At 35.7% G+C, this 10714-nt stretch carries 9 protein-coding genes and 1 pseudogene; 6 read left to right on the top strand and 4 right to left on the bottom strand.

Annotated elements, in window-relative coordinates; all coding sequences use genetic code 11:
* Positions 1–924, top strand: a 924-nt coding sequence (locus CQZ94_RS15590) for a Cna B-type domain-containing protein (protein ID WP_142395847.1), incomplete at its 5' end; no start/stop codon positions are given.
* A 189-nt stretch (positions 925–1113) separates the two neighbouring features.
* Here CQZ94_RS15590 and CQZ94_RS31770 read toward each other — a convergent pair.
* The 3 genes and pseudogenes from CQZ94_RS31770 to map all read right to left on the bottom strand — a co-directional run.
* A pseudogene (locus tag CQZ94_RS31770) lies at positions 1114–1283 on the bottom strand (type I methionyl aminopeptidase); the annotation flags it as partial.
* 330 nt (positions 1284–1613) lie between these two features.
* Positions 1614–3011 (bottom strand): M28 family metallopeptidase, encoded by a 1398-nt coding sequence (locus tag CQZ94_RS15585; protein ID WP_105586091.1) that lies wholly within the window; start codon positions 3009–3011, stop codon positions 1614–1616.
* Positions 3012–3531: 520 nt separating this feature from the next.
* Positions 3532–4326, bottom strand: a complete 795-nt coding sequence (map, locus tag CQZ94_RS15580) for a type I methionyl aminopeptidase (protein WP_105586089.1) — start codon at positions 4324–4326, stop codon at positions 3532–3534.
* Between the two features lie 157 nt (positions 4327–4483).
* Between map and CQZ94_RS15575 the strand changes: the two genes are divergently transcribed.
* From CQZ94_RS15575 to CQZ94_RS15560, 4 genes are read left to right on the top strand one after another with little or no spacing between them, the layout of a single operon-like run.
* Positions 4484–5386 (top strand): ABC transporter ATP-binding protein, encoded by a 903-nt coding sequence (locus CQZ94_RS15575; RefSeq protein WP_105586088.1) that lies wholly within the window; start codon positions 4484–4486, stop codon positions 5384–5386.
* Positions 5383–6117, top strand: coding sequence for an ABC transporter permease (locus CQZ94_RS15570; RefSeq protein ID WP_002113090.1), 735 nt, complete (start codon positions 5383–5385; stop codon positions 6115–6117). The genes CQZ94_RS15575 and CQZ94_RS15570 overlap by 4 nt, the downstream gene beginning before the upstream one ends.
* Positions 6118–7245, top strand: a complete 1128-nt coding sequence (locus CQZ94_RS15565; protein WP_105586087.1) for a sensor histidine kinase — start codon at positions 6118–6120, stop codon at positions 7243–7245.
* A complete protein-coding gene (locus CQZ94_RS15560; RefSeq protein ID WP_044438293.1) occupies positions 7242–7844 on the top strand; it encodes a response regulator transcription factor in 603 nt (200 codons plus the stop codon). The genes CQZ94_RS15565 and CQZ94_RS15560 overlap by 4 nt, the downstream gene beginning before the upstream one ends.
* A gap of 39 nt (positions 7845–7883) precedes the next feature.
* On the opposite strand, the gene CQZ94_RS15555 is transcribed toward CQZ94_RS15560, so the two are convergent.
* Positions 7884–9644: a M4 family metallopeptidase gene (locus tag CQZ94_RS15555; protein ID WP_105586086.1), complete on the bottom strand. Its 1761-nt coding sequence runs from the start codon at positions 9642–9644 to the stop codon at positions 7884–7886.
* 170 nt (positions 9645–9814) lie between these two features.
* On the opposite strand from CQZ94_RS15555, the gene plcR reads away from it, so the two are divergent.
* Positions 9815–10672, top strand: coding sequence for a transcriptional regulator PlcR (gene plcR / locus CQZ94_RS15550; protein ID WP_105586085.1), 858 nt, complete (start codon positions 9815–9817; stop codon positions 10670–10672).
* Positions 10673–10714: the final 42 nt, after the last annotated feature.

Here is a 10714-nt window from a genome sequence, read left to right as displayed (position 1 = left end):
AATGGCCAAGTAATCGCAACACAAGAAGTGAGCGCAGCAAGCGAATGGAAATATGTGTTTACAGATTTAGCGGCATATGATGCTGAAGGAAAAGCATATAAGTATGAAGTGAAAGAGCAACCAGTAGATGGATATCAATCCGAAGTCAAAGGATATGACATCACGAATACAAAAGTAAGCCAAACAAAAGTAGAAGGAACAAAAATGTGGAGAGACGATAATGCGAAAGATCGTCCGAAAGCAATTAAAGTAGACTTACTACAAAACGGTAAAGTGATTGCGACGCAAGAAGTAAGCAAAGCAACAGGCTGGAAATATGAATTTAAAGATTTAGCAGCATATGATGTAGACGGAAAAGCATACAAGTATGAAGTGAAAGAACAAGCAGTAGACGGATATCAAACAGAAGTAAAAGGTAATGACATCACGAATACAAAGGTTGGTCAAACAAAAGTAGAAGGATCGAAAACGTGGAAAGACGATAATGCGAAAGAACGTCCTTCAATGATTAAAGTAGACTTACTACAAAATGGCCAAGTAATCGCAACACAAGAAGTGAGTACAGCAAGTGATTGGAAATATGCGTTTAAAGATTTAGCAGCATATGATGCTGAAGGTAAGGCGTACAAGTATGAAGTGAAAGAAAAACCAGTAGCGGGATACAAATCCGAAGTAAATGGTTATGACATCACGAATACAAAAATCAAGGACGAACCAGGTGTAGATCCAAAAGATCCAAGTACAGATCCAAACACAAATACAGACAAAAATAGCGATTCAAAAGTTCCACCTACTACAGAAAATGATAAGCCAACATTACTTCCTAACACAGGAGGAACATCAGCAGAAATGATTTCAATTCTTGGCGGTATGGTATTGTTCCTTTTAGGTGGAATTCTATTTGCTCGTCAGCGAATAAAATAATAAAAAAGCTTTAGATTATTGATTAAACCGTAATCTGAGTAGCAGACAAGTTGAAAAATTACTATTGATATTACGCCCTTTAGGTAAGTATTCAAAAACTTCACGATAAAGTGAAGGGAAGAATGCAACCTGAAGGGTTTTTTTATAGAAAAAAGAGAACAGTTTCAAGTTGGACTCAATCAACGGCCCAATAATATGGTCAGCTTTCATAGAGATAAGCGGCTCTAAAGCGATAATAAAGCTGCTTTTAAGAAGTCTATTATCATAGGCTTAGAATGTGGTGTCCTATCTCATGTAATTTAAGGTCAATGACCATGTTCCATTAAGTTTTAGATGAATGCATAGCCATTTTTATGGCTAATTTAGAAATAGTATTTTGGAAAGCTTTGTTCTTGAGTAGCTGCTGCAACGTTTATTTCAGGAATAAAAGCATTAATTCCTGAAATTCAAGTTAAAGTTCACACAACTGCAAGAATAATTTTTTCATAATTGAAAAACCTCTTTATTAGATGTAATCAATATTATTACAATTTTTATTCTACATGATAATGCTATGCAATAAATATGTTTTTTATTTATATATTACAATTTTAATTATACACGATAATACCATGTAATAAATATGCTTTTATGCATATTTATTTTTTCTCAATAAACAGCCACCGATTAATCGGTGGCTTGAAATAGTATTAAGCAGCTTTTTGTCCTGTTTTCACGGTAGGTTGAAGGCTATTATAGACGCCTGTACCAATGACCTCTAATGCCATTTTCATACGTTCTGGTGAAATATTCTCAAATACATTATCTTGAGGTGTATGATATACCTTTTCGATATGATAGATTAATGGATTCCAACTATCTACGCCCATCCAAATAAATAGTGCAGAAGGAATACCAACTTCAGCAAATGGTACGTGATCACTAGAGCCAAATTTTCCTTGAAGAACGAGATCATTATTTAATTGTTTACCTGCTTGTAAAGCGGCATCTGTTACAAAGTTCGTGGAACCGTCAGGAGTCATAGCGTATAAATTCTTTGCTTTATCATAATTTGTTGCAACCATGTCTGCGTTAAAGACACCTAAAATTCGGTCGCGTTCTTTTTGGGACAGACTATTAACATAATAATCAGAGCCAAGTAAGCCAGTTTCCTCAGAACCAAAAGCAATAAAACGAATTTCTTTATCAGTTTCTACATTTTGAAAAGTGCGAGCCAGTTCTAATACTAATCCCGTTCCAGAGGCATTATCGTTTGCTCCAGGTGCTCCAACGACACTATCGTAGTGTGAACTTACAACGACAGCCTTGTCATTACCTGTACTATTTTTTGGTTTCTTTTTTGCGATGACATTTAAGGATGTTAAATTAGATTCATGTCTCGCTTTTAGGGAAAGAATTGTTGTCTCTTTTTTAGCGATTTCTTCTTTAAATGCATTTCCTTGAGCATAAGCTAGACCGAAGACAGGGATAGACTGTTTTTTAGTTAAGCGAGGATTGAAAGTTTGTCCATAGTTTCCGCGTCCGCCAATTAAGCTGTATAAAAGAACACCTTTTGCCCCTTTGCTAACAGCATTTTCAACTTGCTTATTATAATCTGCTACTGTTGTACCTCTTTCGAATAAAACAATTTTTCCGTTTACCTCATTTGGAATATCGTCCAATTTTGTACCACCTTGAACAAAGATAAGCGGAGCTGTAACAGCTTCTGTAGAAATTAGTGCATTGGGAGCAGCACCAGCTTGCCAATTACGCTTTGTCCCTAATGTTGATTCGATAAATCCAACGTATTGATCCGGCACTTGAAAGGGCTGATACTCTACTTCATATCCCATTGATTTAAGATTCATACCAACATAGCGAGAAGCCCATTCTTCTGATTTTGTACCACCTGGACGGGGACCGATTGTTTCGGATAAGAAACGGATATGCTCGATGGCGCGGTTTGCATCAACTTGTTTTGTAATAGGTGGGGTCTGTGTAATTTCTGAAGTGGAATCAGCTTTTGCTTGCCCGATTGGAGCTAAGCTAACGGCGAGTGATACAGCAAGCAAGGAGCTTACTATTTTTTGTTTCAGCGATTTTCTCATTTTTTCCTCTCCCATTCTTCTATTCTCTCTGACTGACAAAAGAAGACGGATAACGACTTTATTTTATCTTTATATATCTGAATTTTCAATAATTGGATGTTGAGAAATAAAAAACGCTATATGCATATTTGCATATTTTCAGCTTAGATATGTATGCTATCATTTTAAATGAAGGATCGCTTTCTATTCTGAAGGCTCCTACATTGCATGAATCTAGTGTACCCAAACTTTAGATTATGTGGGGAAAAGGGATCCGTTATAGGGTTTCTTTTCTTTTGTTTGAATCATGTGATGGTAACTATGTTTCCGCATTTCATAATTATCATCAGTGATATATGTAAGGCATCCATATGAAAATACGAGGCTGTTCAAGAGTTTTCCGTACTTTTGGACAGCCTCACCCCGTTAAAAAGGTGATACTTTGATGCATCACCTTTTTATTTATATAAGCTTTTACATACCTAAAAATAATAAAAAACAGCCGCTTAGTAGAAGGAATCTACAAAACGGCTGTTTTTTATTATATTTCTGTTAAGATAATCGGTTCACCGCGTGTTACAACAACTGTATGTTCACATTGTGCAACAAGGCTCTTATCTGGTGTAACGAATGTCCAACCATCGTCACCGCGCTCAATAATATGATCAGCTTTCATAGAGATGAATGGTTCTACAGCGATAACAAGGCCGTCTTTTAGAAGTGCATTATCCATTGGATCATAGTAGCTTAAGATGTGATTTGGGGCTTCGTGTAAGCTAAGACCAATGCCGTGACCAGTTAAGTTTTGAATAACGTTATATCCACTTTTATGTGCAAAGTTAGAAACAGCACGACCAATTTGATTTTGTTTTGAGCCAGCTTTTACTTTTTTCATTGCTTCCCAAAATGAGTCTACTGCTGCTTGGCAAAGTTTTTCTTTTTCTTCATCGTCGCCAAGAACAAATGAGATACCTGTATCTGCATAATAGCCGTCAAGTGCTGCCGATACGTCTACGTTTACTAAATCGCCTTCTTTTAATACGCGATCGCTTGGAATGCCGTGAGCAACTTCTTCGTTTACACTAATGCAAGTTACACCTGGGAATTTATATTCTTTTTCAGGCGCTGAAATAGCACCGTTCTCGTCTAATACTTTTTTACCAATTAAATCAAGCTCTTTCGTTGTCATACCTGGCTTCGCTTGTTTTTTCATTTCTTCGCGTGCAAGTGCAACGATGCGGCCGATTTTTCGTAAACCTTCTAAATCTTGTTCATTACGAATAATCATGAAAACCACTGTCCTTCCTCGAATATATGTCTTATCCGATTGTATCATGTTTATTTTTGTACTGCTACTCGCGTGCGGTATGCGGGTTGATTCCTCTCATAAAGAATACATGACAATTGTCATATTGATGTCATGACGCATCATACTGTTTCCTGACTTTTCCAGCGCATACAATGTAAATATAAGAAACAGCGGGGGTGGAGAGATGGAAAAGATTATTGAAGTAAATGGTGTTTCTAAAACATTTAAACATAAAAAAGCAGTAAATAATGTTTCATTTCATGTAAATAAAGGGCAAATAGTAGCATTACTCGGCCCGAATGGTGCGGGGAAAACAACGACAATTTCGATGATGCTCGGGTTAAAAGATCCGACAGAAGGGAATGTCTCTATATTTGGAAAAAGTCCGAAGCATAGAGATGTTCGTAATAGCCTTGGTGCGATGCTGCAAGAAGTAAGCGTGATTGATAGTATCACGGTAGAAGAGGCAATTGAGTTATTCCGTAGTTATTATACGAATCCAGTAGCGAAAGAAACATTACTTCAGTTATCAAATTTAGAATCAGAGAGAAAGCAAAGATGTGAAAAGTTATCAGGTGGTCAAAAGAGAAGGTTAAATTTTGCACTCGCACTTGCAGGAAATCCAGATTTATTATTTTTAGATGAACCAACAGTTGGAATGGATATTACGTCACGAAAAACATTTTGGGAAACGATTAGAAAATTAGCAAGTGAAGGGAAAACGATTATTTTAACGACGCACTATTTAGAAGAGGCAGATGCTTTAGCGGATCGGATTTTATTATTTGCGAACGGAAAGATCATCGCAGATGGTACGCCAGATGAAATGAAAGCGACGATTTCTCGAAAAACGATCTCGTTTTATTCGAAAGAAAATATCCCTATGGGTTTGCTAAAGGAATTGCCGAATGTAACAGAAGTACAGTCAAATGAGGGGCGGTTTATTTTAACAACGGAGGATACTGATGCCACGTTACAAGCAATTTATCAAAAAAACTTACCTGTAACAGATATTTCAGTTGAACGTGGAAGTCTCGATGAAGCATTTGAACAGTTTGTCGCAAATCAGAAGGGGGAAATCGCATGAGAGCATTATGGATGCAATGTAAAATAGAGGTTTTACGTACGTTCCGTAATAAATTATTTATCTTTTTCTCATTATTAATGCCAGTTATGTTTTACTACATTTTCACAAATGTTATTCAAGTCCCACAAAACGGAGATGCTTGGAAAGCTCATTATTTAATTTCAATGGCGACTTTCAGTATTGTAGGGACTGCACTTTTTAGTTTCGGTGTGAGACTTTCTCAGGAAAAAGGGCAAGGATGGACACATCTTTTAAAAATTACACCACTTCCAGAGGGAGCATATTTAGCAGCAAAGATTATTGCTCAAACAGTAGTGAATGCTTTTTCAATCTTAGTTATTTTTATGGCAGGAATATTAATTAATAATGTCGAGTTAACAGTAGGTCAATGGATTGGTGCCGGATTATGGTTATTATTAGGCGTGACACCATTTTTAGCACTCGGAACAGTAATAGGTTCAATCAAAAAGGCGGATGCAGCTGCTGGCCTGGCTAATATTTTAAATATGAGCTTAGCTGTAGTTGGCGGATTATGGATGCCAATTGAAGTATTCCCAAAAGTATTAAGAACTATTGGAGAATGGACACCAACATATCATTTTGGTAGCGGGGCATGGGATATTGTAGCTGGAAAATCAATTGGATGGGAAAATATCGCGGTACTAGGAGGTTATTTCCTTATATTTGTTGTAGTATCAATATATATAAGAAAAAGACAGGAAGCGGTATAAATGATAGAGAAGAAGTTTGAGATTTTTCCGAAACATATGGGGTTCTTCCCGTATATGTGGCTCGTGTATCTGTTATTTCCAATTTATAATTTAACGCAAGTATCAGGGTGGAAGCTTGTAATTGGCATCGGTATGTTGATGGTTTTCATCGTCACATACCGCCAACTTTATTTCGTTCAAAAGACGTTCATTTTATGGGCATGTATTCAAATGTTACTAACCTTTTTATTTGCTTTATTTTATAATCCTTTCATGATACTTTTTGGATATTTCACGGCGAGTGCGATGGGATTTACGCCAAGTAAGAAAGTATTTCGTGTGTTACTAGGTTTGTTAGTTGTAATGCTTGGAGCTTTTATATTTGTAAATATTGATCAACTAACAGTTACGAGTTTAGTGAATATAGTTCCAATGTTTATTTTAATGCTACTTACACCATTTGGAATGCGAAATTTCAATCAAAAAAAGATGTTAAGGAATCAATTGAACGAAGCAAATGAACAAATTAAAGATTTAGTAAAGCGCGAAGAACGGCAGCGAATTGCAAGAGATCTTCATGATACGTTAGGGCATACGTTATCTCTTATTACTTTAAAAAGTCAGCTCGTGGAGAAGTTAATTGTGAAAAATCCAGAGCGTGCAAGTATGGAGGCGAAGGAAATTACACAAACATCTCGTACGGCTTTAAAACAGTTGAGAGAGTTAATTTCTGATATGCGTATGATTACAGTAGAAGAAGAGCTTGAGCAAATAAAAGCGATTTTGCAAGCAGCCAATATTGAATTAGAAGTAAAACAGGAAGCTAATTCTAGTTCGTTATCACCAATTGAGCAAAATATTTTAGGTATGTGTTTACGTGAAGCTGTTACGAATGTCGTGAAGCATAGTAAGGCGACGGTGTGCATTGTTTCTATATTAGAATCACAAGGTGAATTGATTTTAAAAGTAGAAGATAATGGTATCAGTTTAGAGGAGCAAAATCATGATGGAAACGGCATTCGTGGTATGAAGGAACGAATTGCCTTAATTGACGGTCTAGTGGAGCTAGATACGATTAATCCGGGGACGCTGTTAACAGTGAAAGTTCCAATTGTAATTAGAACGGGAAAAGATGAGGTGAGGGCATGATTCGAATTATTATTGCAGAAGATCAACGGATGCTTCGTGGTGCATTAGGAGCCCTGCTTGATCTAGAAGATGATATTGAAGTAGTTGGGCAAGCGGCGAACGGTGAAGAGGCCTTAAAGTTAATTGAATCGTTAGAGCCAGATATAAGTATTATGGATATTGAAATGCCGATTCAAAGTGGTTTAGATGTTGCTGAAACGTTAAAGAAAGAAAAATCATCTTGTAAAGTAATGATTTTAACAACATTTGCACGACCGGGCTATTTTGAAAGGGCAATGAAAGCTGGTGTGCACGGATATTTATTGAAAGATAGTCCGAGTGAGGATTTAGCTTCGGCAATTCGTAACGTAATGAAAGGGAAACGAGAGATTTCTCAAGAGTTAATGTTTGGCTTATGGCAAGAGCAGAATCCGTTATCGGATCGCGAAAAAGAAGTGCTGTTACTTGCGAAAGAAGGAAAGACTGCAAATGAAATTGCGAAGGCACTTTATCTTTCACCTGGCACAGTTCGTAATTACATTTCTGAAGTATTAACGAAGCTCGATGCAAAAAATAGAATTGAGGCAATTACAATTGCGGAAGAAAAGGGATGGATATGAAAAAGAAGTTTACCTATAATCGGTAAACTTCTTTTTTGCTTATTTTCCTTGTTGTACTTCTACTACTTTACTAATTTTTGCTAGTGCTTTATATCCATGTGCTTGGAAAGCCTTTTCGAATTCTGTCGATGTTGTATTGCCATATAAATCTTTTGCAGCCTGTACAATGTGGGATTGAAGTGATTCAAAATCTTCTGCTGAAGTTGCGTAGTTTTGCAATGCACGCATAACAACTTTACTTACTTTTTCATTGCCTTGTTTTTGAACAGCAATCCCGTTGTATGTCTTACCCTCAGCTAATTGATATAATACGTGACTAATGATACCAGAATTTACGTGCGACTCTTGATCATTTCCGTCATTATAGAAATCTTGTAAGTTTGTATATAGTTTGTTGCCACCGTCACCAATTTCCCTTGGGATGTCACGAATTGTTAGGCCGCCTAACGTATCGCCCATAATCCAATTTCCTTTATCTTTCTTTACGTAATATTCTATTTGTGTACCCCAGAAGTCTGCTAAACCTTCATTTAGTGCAGATGTTTCAGCACTTGGATATCGCACAATTTTATTTTTCGTCGTACCACTAAATACAGCATGTCCAAATTCATGGGCTGTTACATCAAGAGCGGAGGTTAATTTCCCGTTTAGACCATCGCCAAAGACCATTTGATTCCAAGCTGGATGCCAAAATGCATTTACATAGTTTTCTTTTACACCATCACTAACTTCGGTAGAATCGAATCCGTGGACGCTAGCAACAACTTTCGAATCTTTATTATCATAACTTTTTAGATTATGTTCTTTCTTAAAATAGTCGTAAATATCACTCATATTTTTCATAACACCAGCTGCTTCTTTATCTGCAAAGCTCGAAGTGTTGCTTGAAATAAGTGTCCCTGGATAACCGGCTTGGCTATCGCCACCAAGAGAATCAGCATAGTTTGCGTTATAAATATAAATACCATTTCCACGGGATAAATCAGCTAAATAAAATTTTCCGTCAGTACCTTTTGCGATATTAAATAATACATTTTCTTGTAAGGCATTTTTCCCAGTTCCTTGCTCTTTAGCTAGGGAAAGACTAGGTGATGTTACTTGATTAATAGTTTTATTCTCTTTATTTTTAATGAACTTTTCTTGGAAAAGTACTTCACCATTTTGTAGGTCCATGATGGCATTTCCATTTATAATTTGTTCATTGTTTTCATACGTAAATGTAAGGATCGTTGCGTATGTATAGTAGCCATCTTTTTTCTTATAAACTACCGTTTCGCTAGAAAATTCTGTTTCTGTCGCATCACTTGGAATTTGAAGTGTATTGCGTAATTTAGATTTTACTTCATTTTTCGACAAAAAATTTGTTATAGTAAGATTAGGTTGTTGGTCTAAATTTTGGACAACTTTACCACTAACAGTTGTAATTACTCCATTTTTATCTACTTTTACAATGAGATCTTGACCATATACTTTATAGTTTTTGTACGTTTGTGCAAGGCGTACTTCGGTTTGATTTTCTTTTGTTTCTTTATTTGTAGGTTGAAAATCTACGTTTTTTTCAGTAGTGACTTGCTCTTGTTGAGCTTTAGCCCCGTTTACCTCACCTTTTAAATATTTTTTAGCAATATTCTCTTTCGTATCATTTTGAGGTTGTGTTAATTTCCCGATTGTTAAACCAGGCTGAGCAATTTCAACTTTTACTTCATTTTTATCTAATTCTTGAGCGTGAATAGCTTCTGTTGATAAAGGACAAAGAAGACCGAATGTGACGAAAGCACTAGCAAGTTTTCTATAATTCATCTATAACACTCCTAATCTCGTATTGTGTATGTGAGATGAATTGTATGAGAAATTTGCCGAATTTTATATATATTATGCATTATTTCATATCAAAAATTGTCGAATGCACATTATTGTAGTGGTATGACAACTTAAAAAATTAGATTGTTATAATGGGATGGTGAGTAAGTATGCACGCAGAAAAATTAGGAAGCGAAATAAAGAAAATTAGGGTAATGAGAGGATTAACACAGAAACAACTCTCCGATAATGTATGTCATCAATCGGAAGTGAGCAGAATTGAATCGGGCGCGGTATACCCAAGTATGGATATATTGCAAGGTATCGCAGCAAAATTACAAGTTCCCATTATTCATTTTTATGAGGTACTCATTTATTCCGATATTGAGAAGAAAAAGCAGTTTAAAGATCAAATTATTGTACTTTGTAAGCAAAAGAAATATAAAGAAATTTATAATAAAGTATGGAATGAGCTGAAAAAGGAAGAATATCACCCTGAGTTTCAGCAGTTTCTTCAATGGCAATATCATGTATCTGCGTATGTGTTGAAGAAGATTGATTATGAATATTGTATTCTAGAGTTAAAAAAGCTACTAAATCAACAATTAACTGGGATAGATATGTATCAAAATCTTTATATAGAAAATGCAATTGCAAATATTTATGCTGAAAATAGCTATTTTAAGAAGAGCATTGAGTTATTTGAAGATATATTAAAACAATTAGAGGCATTGCATGATAATGAAGAATTTGACGTGAAGGTAAGGTATAATCATGCAAAAGCATTATACTTAGATGACCAATATGAAGAGTCACTTTATCAAGTAAATAAAGCGATTGAAATATCATGCCGAATTAATAGTATGGCATTAATTGGACAGCTATATTATCAAAGAGGTGAATGCCTAGGGAAGTTGGAGTATGATGGGGCAGAGATTGAAGATGCATATAAAAAGGCAAGTTTCTTTTTTGATATATTAGAAATGCATGCATATAAAGAAGCGCTCGCAAATAAAATCAGTAGATAAACAGCCTAAAAAATGGATATGCATAATTGCATACGATATGGA

Source organism: Bacillus sp. MYb209 (assembly GCF_002975175.1).
In the GTDB taxonomy this organism is placed as follows: domain Bacteria; phylum Bacillota; class Bacilli; order Bacillales; family Bacillaceae_G; genus Bacillus_A.
This window is presented reverse-complemented; position numbering and strand designations above follow the sequence as displayed.

Coding starts and splice junctions, on each gene's coding strand:
- CQZ94_RS15555 (WP_105586086.1), bottom strand. CDS start 9,644: ATGAATTATAGAAAACTTGCTAGTGCTTTCGTCACATTCGGTCTTCTT.
- CQZ94_RS15565 (WP_105586087.1), top strand. CDS start 6,118: ATGATAGAGAAGAAGTTTGAGATTTTTCCGAAACATATGGGGTTCTTC.
- CQZ94_RS15585 (WP_105586091.1), bottom strand. CDS start 3,011: ATGAGAAAATCGCTGAAACAAAAAATAGTAAGCTCCTTGCTTGCTGTA.
- CQZ94_RS15560 (WP_044438293.1), top strand. CDS start 7,242: ATGATTCGAATTATTATTGCAGAAGATCAACGGATGCTTCGTGGTGCA.
- plcR (WP_105586085.1), top strand. CDS start 9,815: ATGCACGCAGAAAAATTAGGAAGCGAAATAAAGAAAATTAGGGTAATG.
- map (WP_105586089.1), bottom strand. CDS start 4,326: ATGATACAATCGGATAAGACATATATTCGAGGAAGGACAGTGGTTTTC.
- CQZ94_RS15575 (WP_105586088.1), top strand. CDS start 4,484: ATGGAAAAGATTATTGAAGTAAATGGTGTTTCTAAAACATTTAAACAT.
- CQZ94_RS15570 (WP_002113090.1), top strand. CDS start 5,383: ATGAGAGCATTATGGATGCAATGTAAAATAGAGGTTTTACGTACGTTC.